The following is a 15,600-nucleotide window of genomic DNA, read 5'->3' as shown; positions in this document are numbered from 1 at the left end:
AGTTAATTAAATGATGTGGAAACGAAAGCATAAACATGATGAAGGCGACGCTCGTGTCCGACCGTCTTCCCGATTAGCTCTTTTTCAAAAGAAAGCTGGAGCTGATTTTACAGCGCAAAAAAAGTTGGCGATAATGGGTGCCATGTTGTTACTGATACTATCGCTTTTTCTGACGATTGCTGCGCTCAAAAATGATGTGCAAACGCAATCGGTTGGCCCAACACAGACAGCCTTACCGATGACGCTACAGGTTGCTGCCAGAAATGCGATTGTGATTGATGCAAAAACGGGACAAGTTCTTGGTGAAAAGGGAGCTGACAAGCAAATAGGTATTGCCTCCCAAAGTAAGATGTTAACCGCTTATGGCATTTTGCAAGGAATAAAAAAGAAACGTTTTACCTGGGACAGTCTGGTGACGATTACTCAGCAGTCTGACTGGTCTCAAAAGGACACCGCAACTTTCTCCCACCTAGAAATTTCTGCAGGCCAGAAGATAGCCGTAAAGGAACTTTTTGTGGCGATGTTTACCTCAAGTGCTAATGATGCGGCTCTGGCGTTGGCTGATTTTGCCAAAGAACAAAATCAGACGCAACAACAGGCTCTTGAAGGCTGGGCGAAGGATTTGAAGTTAACTGGATCAAAATGGTATAACGCCGCGGGTCAGGTTAACAAGGATGCCTTTGACTATCAGGTTAAAAATGCTGATCCAGATGCAGAAAACACTGCTTCTGTGAAACAGTTGGCCATTTTAGCCTATCAAATAATTCGAGAAGATCCGAATATCCGCTCTTACTATGAGAAGCGGGGGTTGGTTTATCATCCGTCGGCAAACGAAACTAAGATTAAGCTAACGGAAGGGGCCAAGTTTGACCAGGAAATCAAGGCAAAGCTTTCGAATTCCAAAAACTTGATCTTTGAAGGGTTGAAGACTGGATCAACGCCGGCATCAGGTGGTGCCCTAACTGGCTTAATTAGAGATCAAAGCGGTCATGAATTTATTACGGTGGTTTCTGGCGCTGGTCGCTACACAGACCAGGTGCAACGCTACCAAAATACGATTGATGTGGTCAACCAAGTGCTTGACCACTACACACCTGTTACTTATCAAAAGGGGCAGGCGGTGACAAAAAATCAGTTCAAGAATAAAAATTTGGCTGGTGGTCACCAGAACCTAGTCATTGGGCAAAGCAGGACTTTTTGGTTAACGAAGGGGCAAACTGCAGTTGGTTACCAAAGGCCAAGTCGTCTGCAGTCGACTGTTACCAAAAAGGGTGCGACAGTCCTGACGGTTCAGCCAACCTTGAAGGCCAAATTCTTGCCGGAGGTGAGTGCAAAGGAGCAAACGCTTCAGCTGGTTAATCAACAAACTTATCGTCTTGGGCACTGGTGGCAAAAGATTTATCACTGGTTGAAGTTCTGGTAAGCATAAAAAAAGGGAGCCGTTTCGGGCTCCTTTTTTACTGCTTAATTTGCTTGGTCAATACCGGCACGTTCCTTTAACTTGGCCAATTGTTCATCCAAAGAATCATCGGCGGCTGACTTTGCCTGTTCTGCCTTTTCTTTGCCGGCTTCTGAAAGCTCATTGGCCTTTTGCTTGCCAGTTTCCGAAAGTTCATTGGCCTTTTGCTTACCAAGGGCAACGAGTTCTTCACCCTTTTGTTTGCCGGCTTCGGTGAACTCGTTGGCCTTCTTTTTCAAATCAGCCATTCGATCGTCATCCTTCAACAAAAGGTAAGCGAGGGCGGCATTACCAAAGAGGGAAGCGCCCAATAAAAAGTTCTTCATAACGGTATCTCCTTTATTTGTCATTCTTAGCTCCATTATCGACAAGTGACTAAGGATTGTCAACCAATATTACAAAAAAATGTCAAAAGCGACAAGGACTCAAAAGGGCCCGGAAAATGATATAATGATAATAGTTTAACATTGGAAAAAGGGGTAACTGATGATTAGTTTGAAGTCACCGCGAGAAATTGCGGCCATGAAAAAATCCGGTGCAATTATTGCCGGAATGCACTTGATGTTGCGCGACTTTATTAAGCCGGGTGTAGATACTTGGGATATTGAGTTAAAGTGTAAGGCTTACATTGAAGACCATGGTGGGGTGCCATTGCAAATTGGTTTTGAAGGCTTTAAGTATGCAACGACGATTTCGGTCAATAGCGAAGTCGCCCATGGCCTCCCTCGCAAGGGCTTGAAATTAAAAGACGGTGATTTGGTGAAGGTTGATACGGTTGTTGGCTTAGATGGGGCCGTTTCGGACTCAGCATGGACATACGCCGTTGGCAACGTTTCACCCGAAGTGAAAAAATTGATGGAAGTTGCAAAGAAGTCACTGTATTTGGGCATTGATCAGGCAGTGATTGGTAACCGGATTGGTGATATCGGTTGGGCAATTCAGGACTACACTGAAAATCAGAATGGCTATGGCGATGTTCGCCAATACATTGGCCACGGTGTTGGTCCAACGATGCATGAAGATCCACAGGTTCCTCATTACGGTAAGCCAGGCCATGGTTTGCGTCTCAAGGAAGGAATGGTCATTACCATTGAGCCAATGATTAACTTGGGTGGCTGGGAAGTCGAAACCGATGATACGCCTGAAGATGGTTGGACAGTTCGCACTTTGGACGGCTCATGGTCAGCTCAATATGAGCATACTTTGGCAATTACCAAGGATGGCCCAAAGATTTTGACTAGCCAAGATGAAGTAGAGGATGCCAAGTATTTGTAATTACTTTGGTTAATCCGTGCAAATCACATGTAAAAAGAAAGAGAGCCCAATGGACTTACCGCAAGCCTTTATTGATAAATACCAAGACCTGCTCGGGAGTGCCAGTGGGCCTTTTTTGCAGGCACTCCAAGAACCCGGGCAAAAGGGTTTTCGGATTAACCCATTGAAGGCCCAGCAGACACCAAGAGACTTGTCGCTGACCAAAAAAGTTCCCTATGGTCAGTGGGGATACTTTGGCCAAGTGGCCGGCAAGGGAATTGATCATTTAACTGGTTTAGTTTATTCACAGGAGCCATCGGCTCAATTTGTTGGTGAGGTGGTAAACGCCAAGCCAGGTGAAAAGATTTTAGATTTGGCAGCCGCCCCAGGTGGTAAATCAACTCATATTGCTAGTCAGCTGAACGGTCAAGGACTGTTATGGACGAATGAAATTTTCTTCGCTCGAGCCAAAATTTTGTCTGAAAACATTGAACGTTTTGGCGTCAAAAATGCCATCGTTTCCTCGATGGATGCTAGCGACCTCGCTAAGGCATTACCGGCATACTTCGATAAGGTTTTGCTTGATGCTCCTTGCTCGGGTGAGGGGATGTTTCGGAAGGATCACGATGCTATCCAGTACTGGTCAGCCTATTATCCAACGGAATGTGCCATGCGTTCGCATGAGATTTTGGAATCAGCGGTGAAGTTGGTTCGACCTGGTGGTGAGCTGATTTATTCAACTTGTACCTTTGCACCAGAAGAGGACGAGCAGACCATCGCTTGGTTGGTCAAGCATTATCCAGAATTTACCATCGAAGCCATTGACCGGCCAGCAGGGTCTGGCATTCAGGCCGGACGACCCGAATGGGCTGATGGTAACCCTGATTTAGCAAGGACTGCTCGTTTATGGCCGCAGGATTTACCTGGAGAGGGGCACTTTGTCGCTCGGTTGAAGAAGGCGGAGTTGGCGGAGGATGAAAGGCCTGTTAAGGCACCAAAGGCACAAAAGCCAAGTAAGATGTCTCAAGCCGATGTGACGCTGATGGAACACTTCTTTCAGGAATCGTTGCCTGGCTTTGACCTTGATGAAAGTCGGTTAAGAACGTTCGGTGATCGGGTATTCTTGTTGCCGGTGGACTGCCCTGATTTGAGCAAGACAAAGGTTTTGCGAGCTGGTTTGTGCCTCGGTACCCTCAAGAAGAACCGGTTTGAGCCAGACCATGCTCTGGCTTTGGCTGTCAATCCAAGTCAGGCAGGCAAGCAGGTGTATGACCTGGATGCCCATGATGACTTGGCCACCTATATCCACGGTGATGTGATCAATACAAAAGATGACCTGCAAAAGGGCTTTGTGTTGATGACCGCTAATGGTAACGGACTTGGCTGGGCTAAGTTCGTCAATGGTCAGTTGAAGAACTTTTTCCCAAAGGGATTGCGCTACTGATTTTGAGGTGGCAGGGTAGAGGTTGCAAGAATGTCAATATTTGTTGGCAGTTTGATGCGCCTACCCAGACCCGAACTCGTCTTAGAAATTAGCTAAATTGAAGCTTGTAAAGGAGAAAACGATGGCTTTTGCAAAGTCTGTGACCATCCCAAACGATGGCACGTATGAAATCGATCCGCAAATTAAAAAATTTGCCCTACTTGACCTTGGTTTTTTGACGAACAATGCCGGTGCATTTGTTCTAAAACGGCCATTGCAACCGGCCCTACCAGTCGACCAATCAATTAAGTTGAAGGTCACGGTCAGCAAGGATTTGACCGGCTTTAAGATGGTTGTGGTTTCAGCAGGTGAGGTTGCCCCAGTCGACATCTTTGCCCGCGCTGATAAGGATGAATTGGTGAAGATTTATCGCTATTACTTACAAGAATTAGAAGACCGGCAGGTATTAAAAAAGCAATCATGACAACTTTTTATTTCGTCCGTCACGGACAAACTGAATGGAATTTGGAACGGCGCTTTCAAGGGGCACAGGGGGATTCTCCACTTTTGCCTGGTTCTTATGAGGATATGAAGAAGGTTGCCGGTTTCTTAAAAGACAAGCATATTGACCGGGTTTACGCCTCACCGCTGCCCAGAGCAAAGGTGACTGCCGAACGCATCCAGGCTGATTTGCCAAATGAGCCTCGGCTTTCGTTGCATTCCAACATCGTTGAGGTTGGTTTGGGTGAATGGGAAGGCCAGGCGATGGCCGACGTGCAGAAAAAATATCCGGAAGCTTATGACGTTTATAAGAATCATTTGGAGCGTTTTGAGGGCCAGGGCTTTAATGGTGAAGGCTATACGAAGGCGGTCGCCCGTTTTCAAAAAATGATTCAAGAAATTGTCGCTAATCATCCGGATGACGCCGTTTTGGTGGTTGCCCATGGGTTGATTTTAACCTTTGGGATGACAAGTTTGCTGGGTATTCCTCGTGACCAAATCAGGTCATTGGGCGGCTTGTCAAATACATCAACGACAATTATTGAAACAAAGAATGGCCAAGATTTTGACTTGGTAAAATGGAATGAAACCAGTTACTTGAACAAAGATCAGGATGCCGGCACAACGATTTAAGTTGGTGAACCGCTCTGAATTTTGACCAATTAAAACTGGCACCGCTCTGATAGGAGCGGATACATAAGATGGTGAAGGTACGATGGCAAGGACAATTCGAGAGGACAATCAAATAACGGGCACGCTGCAAAACGTGATTTTTTCGGCAAATGATTCGTACTTTAAGATTCTGTCTGTTACGGTGAATGAGACCGACCTGGAAGATTGGGATGAGGAGGAAATCATTGTTACCGGGACCTTTGCCTCGGTCAAGCCAGGTTCGACCTACGCCTTTTTTGGGCAACTGGTCACGCATCCCAAATATGGCCAACAGTTCCAAGCCGCTCGCTACGAAAATCAGATGCCAGCGGATGAAAAGGGGCTTGTGGCCTTTTTTGCGTCCGGTGATTTCCCGGGCGTGGGGAAGAAGACGGCGGAAAAGATTGTGGACCACTTGGGTCAGGATGCCATCGACTTAATCTTGGCCGATTCGAGCGTTTTGACTGGTCTAGTCAAGCCAAAGGTTGCTGCTGATTTGGCCGAAAAACTCCAGGAAAATTTGGGCTTGGAAAAGCTTTTTTTGCTTGGCCACCAAATTGGCCTTTCCGCAGATGTTGCGGGACGACTCTTTGACCACTATGGGGAGGAGGCACAGGAGGTTCTGCAGAAGACTCCCTATCGCTTGGTATATGAATTTGATGGTTTGCCCTTTAAAAAGGTGGACGCCATCGCCAAGCAGGCCGGTTTTCCTGACGACCATCCTGACCGAATTCAGGCTGGCGTCTACGCTGGAATTTTAAATGCCTGTTATTCGGCCGGCCATACCTATCTTACGGTTGACCAGGCACTAGCAGCCGCCCAGTCGACCTTGCAGAGCAATAGTTCAAGCATGCAAACGGCCATTGACCAGGCCCTGGGTGCTTTGGTGAGCCAAGAACGGTTGATCTATGAGGATGGCAACTATAGCCCAACTGATTTAAAAGGGGCGGAAGTCCTTGTCAGTTCAAAGGTCAAAAGCTTATTAAAGGCAAAATCAGCCGTCCAAACGACTCCAGATTTGGTGGATACAACCTTTGTGGTCCCAGAAAATTTGGACTTAGATGAGGTCCAGCGGGCGGCGGTTGAAGCAGCCTTGACGAACCAGGTCTTTGTTTTAACTGGAGGCCCAGGAACTGGGAAAACAACGGTCACGAAAACGCTGGTTGCCACCTGGGAAGCGTTGGTTCGCCACCAGGCCCAAAGTCAGGGGCGCGACAAAGAGTGGGTCAAGCAAAATCGTGTTCGGCTGGCCTCACCGACTGGTCGGGCAGCCAAGCGGATGACTGAAATTACTGGTTACGAAGCGACCACCATTCACCGTTTGCTCGGTATTACGGATGGTGATGACGCCGAATTTGATGCCGATAACCCAATTTCCGGTGGCTTGTTAATTATTGATGAGGCCTCAATGCTCGATATTTCCTTGGCGGAAAGCCTCTTTGCGGCCTTGCCGAAGGACATGCATATCGTCTTAGTCGGGGATGCCGACCAATTGCCATCCGTTGGCCCCGGCAACGTCTTGTATGATTTGATTCAAAGTCAGGTCGTGCCCCACGTCGCCTTGGAACGGATTTACCGCCAGGGGAAAGGGTCAAGCATTTCAGCTTTGGCTCAGTCGATTAATGCGGGCATCTTGCCAAAGGACTTCGAGGAAAATCAGTCGGATCGCTCAACCTTCTTAACCACAGCTGACCAAGTCCCAAGAGCCGTTAGCCAGGTGCTGCAGGCGGCGGTCAAGAAGGGCTTTACGGCCGATCAAGTCCAGGTTTTGGCACCGATGTATAAGACGCCGGCTGGTGTCTTGGCTTTGAATCAAATTGCCCAGGACCTTTTTAACCCGGTCAAACCTGGGCAAAAGACCTTACAACAGGGGGAGACCATTTTTCGCTTGGGTGATAAGGTTCTTCAACTGGAAAATGACTCCGAACGAGATATTTACAACGGGGACATGGGGCAGGTCATTGCCATCCACTATAAGAAGGAGCCAGGTGTGGCTGCGGATTCGTTGGTCGTTGACTTTGATGGCCAAGAGGTTTGGTATACCAGTAAGACTTTAAATCAGCTGACCCTCGCTTATGCCACAACGATTCATAAGGCGCAAGGAAATGAGTTCAAGTTGGTCATTTTGGTCCTAACAGGCCAATTTAAAATTATGCTGAACCAAAATTTGGTTTACACGGCCATCACTCGTGCCAAGGAATCCTTAGTCATGGTGGGTGATTATAGTGCGTATGAGTATGCAGCGACACATCCGGTACCGGTTCGACAGACCTTTTTACAAGAACTATTAGTCGACCAACAGAATGGACGACGAGCTACTCGCGCTAAGCAAGCAGACAGCCGTGTCGGACAGTTAGCCGAGCATCAAGGACAGAAGGTTGACCGTGATGGACAAACAACTAATCTTGATAGCCAATCGGCTAGCCGTGCTGACCAGCCAGCTAGCCAGCAATCTCAAAAAAATGCAGTCAAGCAGGAAACCATTCAGCAATCCCAACCAACTGCAGTCAAGCAGGAAGCCCCCCGGCAGCCCCAATCGGCTGATTCACGTTCTGCTGAATTCGACCAGCGGTCACTAACGTCTTCGTCGCAGCAAAAACCAGCAGTGCAGACGCCACTGGCTGCCGACCAAATAGCTGGTGAAAGTGGATTAACAACCGCAACTTTGGCACAGGCCATGGCCAATCCAATGATTGGCATGGCTGATTTAAAGCCGGCTGATTTTATGCCCGAATCGCGGTAAATTTTTGTATAATAGTAGCAGATTAAGTCTTAGACCAGATTGCTTTTTGCAGTGGTCCCAGTCAATAAAATAACAAATTTGAATTTTTTGGAGTATTTATGACCGCCAATCCGAAATACCGTCTTTTTGATTTGGGTACAAACCCAGATTTAACTGAGGCGATTGCGAAACAATTACACACACCCGTTGCCCCGGTAGAGATTCAAACTTTTGCCGACAACGAAATTTATGAACGAATCGTTGATTCTGTCCGGGGGATTGACGTTTACGTTGTCCAACCTATTAGCGAACCGGTTAATGACAACTTTATTAAGTTGATGATTTTTATCGATGCCGCAAAACGGACGTCAGCTAAATCCATCAATGTGATTATCCCCTACCTTGGCTATGCTCGGTCGGACCGCAAGACGCGGTCGCGGGAACCGATTGTTGCCCGCTTGATTGCCAATATGTTGGAAAGCCAGGGCGTTAAGCGCGTCATGACGATGGACTTGCATACGAGTCAGGTGCAGGGATTCTTTGATATTCCTGTTGACCACCTGATTGCCATGCCTGTTCAAGCGAAATTCTACGAGGATCAGGGCTTGGTCGGACCGGATGTTGTCGTGGTTGCCTCTGGTTCATCAACTTTGAAATTAGTACAACGATTGGCTGAAGTTTTGCACGCTCAATGGGCCATTGTTGACCAAGACCGGGATCCTCGAGTGAAGACGGCGGTGACTGGAAACGTTGCCGGTAAGCACGCCATTATTTTGTCGGATATGATTGATACCGGTGAAGCAACGGTCAAGGCAGCTGTTGCCGTTCAAAAAGCAGGTGCCAAGACAATTGATGCCTTGGCAACTCACGCGGTCTTGTCGGGGGATGCGTCAAAGAAGCTCCAAGACTCGGTCCTTGACCGTGTGATTGTTACCGATACGGTGCCAATTCCAGCTGAAAAGCACTTTGACAAATTGACAGTGATTACAGCAGCCAACCTCTTCGCCGAAGCGATTGGTCAAGTGATTGCCCACAAGTCGATGGCTAAGGTCATGTTGAGTCCAGACCAACGTGAGGAACTCGAATGATGGTGGCTGATTTATTACGATTTGCTTCACCAGAATGGTCGGCGCTTGAAGAGGGTGGGGTATTGACCTCACAGTATGGTGCCTATTTGTCCCTAAAAACGCAGGACGAAGGAACGCTGACACTGACTTTTGCCAAGCATTATCCAAATTTGGTTTGGACCGTGAAGATTGACGGTGAGAAATCAGAAGAATTGTTGGTTGTGGCTGACCATGTCAGCGTTCACTTGCAGGCTGGCCACTACTACCAGCTCACTTTGGATCAGTGGGAGACGGGACAGGTTGACTTCTGGCGGACAGGGATCCTGTTGACAGACCTCACCTGGTCGGGGGACGAAGAACTTTTGCCTGTCTTGCCAAAGGATGGTGAGGCAACAAAGCCTTATTTGACCTTTGTTGGCGATTCGATTGTTGCCGGTGAGGTAATGGCTGGTCCAAATCATGACCGCCACCAGCCAGCTTTATCCTTTCCAGCCTTAGTGGCCGAGCACTTTGACCGCCCGTTGAATCGGATTGCCTATGGCGGAACGGGCTTGACCGCTCGGGCGCCATTCCAGGAGCCAAAGGCTATTGATGCCCTCTGGCAAGTTGGCGAGGGCATTAGCCGCCGACGAGTGGTAACGGATCGAGTAATTGTGGCCTACGGACTAAACGATGCCAACTATGGGGCCAGTGACCAAGAATTCGCTTTTGGTTTGCGCGTCTATTTGTTAGAATTGGTAAAACGGTTCCATGGTGCTCATTTTTATTTGTTAACCCCTTGGAATGGTGCCTTTGTGGATATCGTTTTGGCTGAAGTTGCTCGCTTTAGCAACTTTACCGTTGTTCGGGCGGATCAATGGGGAATTCAGACACGTCCCAATCACCCGGACGTGTTGGCCCATCAGAAAATTGCAGAACAGTTAGTAGCAGTATTGGAGGAATAGACATGGTTTACCAAGCAGCAGAAGATCGTTATGAAAAGTTGCCTTATCGTCGAGTCGCTGATTCGGGCTTGATTGTACCCGCGGTTTCCTTTGGCCTTTGGCGCAACCTTGGCGATACCAAGCCACTGGAAAACTCTCGTAAAGTCATTTTGAAGGCCTTTGATGAAGGAATTTTCTCTTTTGATAATGCCTTTAATTACGGTCCAAACAATGGAACCGCTGAAGAGACTTTTGGTCAGGTATACAAGTCTGATTTGAAGCCTTACCGAAACGAATTGGTGATTACAACGAAGGCCGGTTACCACATGTGGCCTGGGCCAATGGGTGAATTTTCTGGTCGAAAGACATTGATTAACGCCTTGAATACTTCACTGCAAAAGATGAACTTGGACTACGTGGACATCTTCTATGCTCACCGTTTTGATCCAAATACGAACTTGGAAGAAACTGCTCTTGCCTTAGACACTTTGGTTCGCCAGGGAAAGGCACTTTATGTTGGGGTTTCAAACTATACGGCTGAACAGACGCAAGCCATTGCTGAAATCTTCAAGGAACTGAAAACGCCATTTATTGGTAACCAGGTTTCTTATAACATGTTAAATCAGGAGCAGAAGAATTCTGGTTTGTTGGATATCTTGGACCAACACCATGCCGGACTCTTTGCTTATGGACCATTGGCTGAAGGCTTGTTGACGGACCGCTACTTAAACGGGGTACCGGAAGACTTCCCAATCCACAAGACTAATGGTTTCTTGTTTGAAAACGGTCGCGATGCTTTGGCCGCTAAGTTGCGTGCCCTTAACGAGTTGGCCCAAGGTCGTCAACAGACACTGAGCCAAATGTCATTGGCTTGGTTGCTTCAAGACAAGCGGGTTGCTTCCGTTGTGATTGGGACATCATCGGTTGACCATTTGATGGATAACCTTGAATTTACGAAAAACTTGGACTTTTCTGCCGATGAATTGGCACAAATTGACCAAATTATTAATCAATAACTATGTATATAAAATTAAAAGACCAATTTCCGGTCTTTTTTTAATGCCGTTGTATGGTAGCGGACTCGATTGTTGATTTATCTGAAATCTTCCTTGATTTTTATGATTTAATTAATTTATGACTGTTAAAATATAAATAATACCAATTTTAAATTACGATGAACTGGAGGAGCCATGCTAAAAATTTATACTCGAAAAACCTGTGCTGAATGCGCCGCAACCAAGCTCTATTTAAAGACGAAGGGGGTTGCCTTTGAAGAGGTGTCGCTCGATCAAAATCCAGAACTCTATACTCATTTTAAAAATGAGGGAAAGAAGCGTACACCAATTGTGGAGTCTTCGGTGGGTGATTGGCTAGGATTCTCGCCCAAAAAACTGAATGATTATATACGAAGTGAAGCATAAAAATATTGAAAAAGCGCCAAAGGAATCAAAAGGGTATCAGCAAAAAATGGGCTGTTAGCTTTCTGAGTGAACCTAATAATCGTGATGAAATTCATTAGGTTTAACCGACTCCGGCGGGCTTTTTTAGTTCCATTAAGTTGCTTGAAACGGCATTTTAACTAGCCAGAGGGGACTTTTTCCTGTAAAATTGATAGGTATTTTGCTATCTAAAAAATGCTTGTTTATTGGATAACCATGAATGGAGTTTTACGTTAATGGAAAAGAAACTTAGTTGGAAGCAGGCCTTGCTCCTGTTTTCATTGATTTTTGGAATGTTTTTTGGATCCGGAAACCTGATTTTTCCGGTTCACTTGGGTCAAATTGCCGGTGCGCAATGGGGTCCCGCTACGGTTGGCTTTCTGCTGAGTGCGGTTATTTTGCCACTCTTGTCTTTGGTTGCTTTAGCAGTTACTCGGTCTGAATCTGTTTTTGATTTGATTCGGCCATTAGGACACAAACCAGCCACGATTTTCTTAGTGGCCTTACAGTTGTGCTTGGGACCGATTATCGTGGCTCCTCGAACGGCAACGGTTGCTTATTCGTTTTCCTTTGCCAATTGGCTACCAAAGGGACAGCAACAAATTGGTTTGATTGTATTTGCCTTGATTTACTTTATCCTCGTCTATTGGTCATCGACCCAATCAACGAAGTTATTGGATATTATTGGCCGCTACCTAAACCCAATTTTCTTGGCCATGTTGGCTTTCATCTTTATTTTAGCCATCATTTCACCAATGGGGTCCACCACTCACCAAGCGGTGACGACGGCCTACCAGGGAAATGCGATTGCCCCGGCCTTTATTGAAGGTTATAATACGGTTGATGCGATGGCAGGACTAATTTTTGGGGTGACGATTGTGCATTCTATTCAAAAATTAGGTTACAAAAAGCCTGGCGAAATCGCGACGGTCATCGTGAAGACTGGAACCTTGTCGATGGTCGTTTTGGCCGTGGTCTATGTTGGCTTGATTTTGCTTGGAACGACTTCTTTGGCTCATATGCCAATCTCAAGTAACGGTGCCGTTGCTTTGACCAATGTGATGTTGTATTATTTCGGCCGTTTTGGTCAAATCTTTATCGCCGTCATGGGCACTTTGGCCGTCTTTACCACGGCTATGGGGCTGACGGCATCCTTTGCCCGCGATTTAAACCGCGTTTGGCCCAGGGTTTCCTATAAAGGTTGGTTGGCCTTTGCCTCACTTTTGGCCTTTATTGTGGCAACATTAGGACTCGACAAGATTATTGTTTGGGCTGCACCCATCTTGATGTTCTTGTACCCCATTGCGATTGTTTTGATTCTACTGAGTTTGTTGTCACCATGGCTAAGTCAGGGTCGTTTTCTCTATGGCTGGGCGTTGGGCTTGACGTTGATTGCAGCTGTCTTTGATGGCTTGTCAAACGCACCTTTTGCCAAGGACCTTGGTGGATTGGTCTCTTATACTGTTGGAACAACCACTCATGTCGGTTGGTACCAGACCCATATTTTTGGTGCCAGTGCCGGCTTTGGCTGGATTGGCTTTGCCTTCTTTGGCATTGTGATTGGCCTGATTTGCCAAAAGCTGTTTGGAACAAAAACAAAGTCATAAAAATCAGGAGTGAAAACGATTTCGTTTTCACTCTTTTTTGTGCATCGGAATAATTGTGCAGCAAAAAAGCCTACCAGAAGTGATATGAATCCTGAAATTTGTTTGTCTAAATTTCGGGACCCAAATCAAGGGGTAGACTTTTTAAAAATTTATTCAGCTTCTTCGTTGATAATTCGGTATGCCAATGATTCTGACATTACCAAGTCGGTGACAAAGCCACCACGAAGAGCGCCGAGGGCCGCTTTTGACTTCGCCTTAGAGCGGACGACACCAATTCGTTTTGGTGTGGCGAGGATTGAATTCATATCCAAACCAACGACTTTGTCGGAGCCAACGTTTAAGATGTTTCCGTTAATGTCATATGGTCGACCGTAAATCATACCTGCAACTTCGCCCAATTTAACGTTGGGGAAGAGGCGGTTGATGTTTTGGTTCCAAATGGCGATTGATTCAAGCGAAGCAATCGTGCCCATACCAGTCAAAACAGTATCCATTTGCTTGGCTAAGTCGATGGTTTGCTTGATTGAAACCGCCTCATACAGACCGTTACGGACGGCATCATCGGCTAAGTAGAGGGGAGCGGGGAGCGTTAAGAACTCACCGGCAACCTTCTTGGCAGCACGTTCAACGATGCGAACGGAACCGGCCGTAGAGTTGTACTTCATGTTTTCCCCAACGAATTGGGTGAACTTAATCTGGTTTAAGGGATTGGACGTGATGGCATCAATCAGTGAGTACATCGTGTCACCCCAGGTCATCCCAACGATATGAGGACCATTTTCTAAGTGCTTAACCACCAGATTGGCCGCGTAGTTTGAAATCAAATCTTCAGTGGCACTTGTCGTGGTGTCATCTTGGATGATGTAGCAATTTGTGTTTGGAAATTTTTCCTTAAAAACTTGCTCTAACTGTGAATTACGGTTAGCAGAGGCGGCAATTTCAATTTTCACAACGCCGGTTTTCAAGGCTTCTGTCAGGTACTTATTAATGAGGTACCGGGAAACGTCGTACTTGGTCGAAATTTCACCAAAGGACAACTTGTTTAGGTAGTAGTCTTCAGAAATCTGCGCCAGTAAATTTGGATCCGTTGTGGACATATTGTCATCCTTTTCCTTCTATTATTGATTTTCTTTAATTTAAGCCACGATTTTTGGCCTAAACAAGAAATCATTAAATTGATTCTACTACAAAATTCAAGATATTTACAATCAAAGTGTAAAATATTTTAAAAGTAAGACAAATTTAAAGATGGTAAAAAACTTTAAATATTGAAAAATGGTTAATTATACATTTTATTTGTAAAAATATTAAATATTTTTCTTTACATTCGCTAATGTACAATTTAAAATTAATTTAGGATTTAATTCAAGTCTTCAAAAACATTAGGAGGCCAATATGGTAGATATGAATGAGGTCTTTGCACTTCATGAGCACCACCAAGGAGCCCTGACGATTCAGGGGATCTTTGCAATCAAGGACGCAGCTGATTTAGCCAAGGCGTACACGCCGGGCGTGGCAGCCTTAGCCAAACAAATCGAGCGCCACCCAGAAGATCAAAAGAAGTACACCATTTCGGGTAAATTAGTGCCGGTCATTACCGACAGTTCGGCCGTCTTAGGCCTGGGGAATATCGGCCCTGGGGCTGGCTTACCAATTGTGGAAGGTAAAGCGCTGATTTATAAGGAGTTTGCCGGTGTCGATGCGTTACCGATGGCTTTGAACCAGGTGCCAGTCGAAGAATTTGTGGCAACAATTAAGACAATGGCGCCATCCTTTGCAGGTATTCATTTGGAAGATATTGCTGCGCCACGCGTTTTTGAAATTGAGCAACAACTGCAGGAAGCCCTTGATATTCCGGTTTACCATGATGATCAAACTGGCACGGCCATCGTTGTGTTAGCGGCTTTGATTAATGCCGCGAAGGTTGTTGGTAAGCCTTTGACGGATTTGAACATCGTTATCAATGGTGTCGGTGCTGCCGGAGTAGCCACTGCAAAGCTTTTATTAGCGGCGGGCATTAAAAAGCAAACGCTCGTCGATATTCATGGCGTTATTCGAGCAGATGATCAGGACTATAATCGTTTTCAACGTGATTTAGCAAAGCAGGTTGAACAAAGTCAGGGGGAAAGTCTGGATGAAGTTATCGACCAGCAAGACGTCTTTATTGGCCTTTCGGATGGACATCTTTTGTCGGCGGACCAAGTGCGACGGATGGCTGACAAGGCGATTGTTTTGGCGCTAGCTAACCCGGTACCTGAAATTTTGCCAGACGAAGCTAAAGCTGGTGGTGCTGCTGTCGTTGCGACTGGCTCATCTCAGTGGGCTAACCAGGTGAACAATATTTTGGCCTTCCCGGGTCTGTTTAAGGGACTTTTGGCTACTGATTTAAAATCAGTTTCGATTGAACTGCAGCTCCATGTCGCAACAGCCCTGGCGAACTTAGTTGAACAGCCAAGTGCAGAAAAAGTTGTGCCAGCTGTCTTTGATACTGGCGTGGTGGCGGCAGTGGAAAATGCGGTGTTGGCTTTTGCCAAACAAGAACACTAAAGTAGCA

At 46.3% G+C, this 15,600-nt stretch carries 14 protein-coding genes; 12 read left to right on the top strand and 2 right to left on the bottom strand.

Annotated features, from left to right (window positions below):
* The first annotated feature begins 10 nt into the window (after positions 1–10).
* Positions 11–1,423 carry a D-alanyl-D-alanine carboxypeptidase family protein gene (locus AOQ32_RS01050; protein ID WP_059393192.1) on the top strand — a complete coding sequence of 471 codons (1,413 nt, stop codon included), beginning with the start codon at positions 11–13 and terminating at the stop codon, positions 1,421–1,423.
* Between the two features lie 41 nt (positions 1,424–1,464).
* Here AOQ32_RS01050 and AOQ32_RS01045 read toward each other — a convergent pair whose 3' ends face one another.
* Complete coding sequence (locus AOQ32_RS01045) at positions 1,465–1,809, bottom strand: hypothetical protein (protein ID WP_148666512.1); 345 nt, start codon at positions 1,807–1,809, stop codon at positions 1,465–1,467.
* A 136-nt stretch (positions 1,810–1,945) separates the two neighbouring features.
* Here AOQ32_RS01045 and map point away from each other — a divergent pair, with 136 nt between their 5' ends.
* The 10 genes from map to brnQ all read left to right on the top strand — a co-directional run bounded on the left by map (position 1,946) and on the right by brnQ (position 13,046).
* Positions 1,946–2,734, top strand: a complete 789-nt coding sequence (map, locus tag AOQ32_RS01040; RefSeq protein ID WP_047974386.1) for a type I methionyl aminopeptidase — start codon at positions 1,946–1,948, stop codon at positions 2,732–2,734.
* Positions 2,735–2,783: 49 nt separating this feature from the next.
* A complete protein-coding gene (locus AOQ32_RS01035; protein WP_059393190.1) occupies positions 2,784–4,157 on the top strand; it encodes an RsmF rRNA methyltransferase first C-terminal domain-containing protein in 1,374 nt (457 codons plus the stop codon).
* Between the two features lie 121 nt (positions 4,158–4,278).
* Positions 4,279–4,620 (top strand): cysteine desulfurase, encoded by a 342-nt coding sequence (locus AOQ32_RS01030; protein WP_059393189.1) that lies wholly within the window; start codon positions 4,279–4,281, stop codon positions 4,618–4,620.
* Positions 4,617–5,270: a histidine phosphatase family protein gene (locus AOQ32_RS01025; protein WP_059393188.1), complete on the top strand. Its 654-nt coding sequence runs from the start codon at positions 4,617–4,619 to the stop codon at positions 5,268–5,270. The genes AOQ32_RS01030 and AOQ32_RS01025 overlap by 4 nt, the downstream gene beginning before the upstream one ends.
* Positions 5,271–5,352: 82 nt before the next feature.
* Positions 5,353–8,031, top strand: a complete 2,679-nt coding sequence (recD2, locus tag AOQ32_RS01020; protein WP_059393187.1) for an SF1B family DNA helicase RecD2 — start codon at positions 5,353–5,355, stop codon at positions 8,029–8,031.
* Positions 8,032–8,129: 98 nt separating this feature from the next.
* Entirely contained in the window at positions 8,130–9,098 is a 969-nt protein-coding gene (locus AOQ32_RS01015; RefSeq protein ID WP_059393186.1) for a ribose-phosphate diphosphokinase, read from the top strand.
* Positions 9,099–9,100: 2 nt separating this feature from the next.
* The gene (locus AOQ32_RS01010) at positions 9,101–10,021 is read left to right on the top strand and encodes an SGNH/GDSL hydrolase family protein (protein WP_148666511.1); all 921 of its coding nucleotides are present in this window, start codon (positions 9,101–9,103) and stop codon (positions 10,019–10,021) included.
* Positions 10,022–10,023: 2 nt separating this feature from the next.
* On the top strand, positions 10,024–11,016 hold the full coding sequence (locus AOQ32_RS01005; protein WP_059393184.1) for an aldo/keto reductase: 993 nt from the start codon (positions 10,024–10,026) through the stop codon (positions 11,014–11,016).
* 174 nt (positions 11,017–11,190) lie between these two features.
* Positions 11,191–11,421 (top strand): glutaredoxin domain-containing protein, encoded by a 231-nt coding sequence (locus AOQ32_RS01000; protein WP_059393183.1) that lies wholly within the window; start codon positions 11,191–11,193, stop codon positions 11,419–11,421.
* A gap of 254 nt (positions 11,422–11,675) precedes the next feature.
* Positions 11,676–13,046: a branched-chain amino acid transport system II carrier protein gene (gene brnQ, locus AOQ32_RS00995; RefSeq protein ID WP_059393182.1), complete on the top strand. Its 1,371-nt coding sequence runs from the start codon at positions 11,676–11,678 to the stop codon at positions 13,044–13,046.
* 149 nt (positions 13,047–13,195) lie between these two features.
* Here the strand turns inward: brnQ and AOQ32_RS00990 are convergent, their stop codons facing one another.
* Positions 13,196–14,143 carry a sugar-binding transcriptional regulator gene (locus tag AOQ32_RS00990; protein ID WP_059393181.1) on the bottom strand — a complete coding sequence of 316 codons (948 nt, stop codon included), beginning with the start codon at positions 14,141–14,143 and terminating at the stop codon, positions 13,196–13,198.
* Positions 14,144–14,441: 298 nt separating this feature from the next.
* On the opposite strand from AOQ32_RS00990, the gene AOQ32_RS00985 reads away from it, so the two are divergent.
* Positions 14,442–15,593, top strand: coding sequence for an NAD(P)-dependent malic enzyme (locus AOQ32_RS00985; protein WP_059393180.1), 1,152 nt, complete (start codon positions 14,442–14,444; stop codon positions 15,591–15,593).
* The last annotated feature ends 7 nt before the right edge of the window (positions 15,594–15,600 follow it).

The sequence above is a fragment of the Fructobacillus tropaeoli genome, from assembly GCF_001047135.2.
GTDB classification, from domain to species: Bacteria; Bacillota; Bacilli; order Lactobacillales; family Lactobacillaceae; genus Fructobacillus; species Fructobacillus tropaeoli.
Note: the sequence above shows the minus strand (reverse complement) of the source record. Positions and strands in the feature narration are given on the sequence as shown.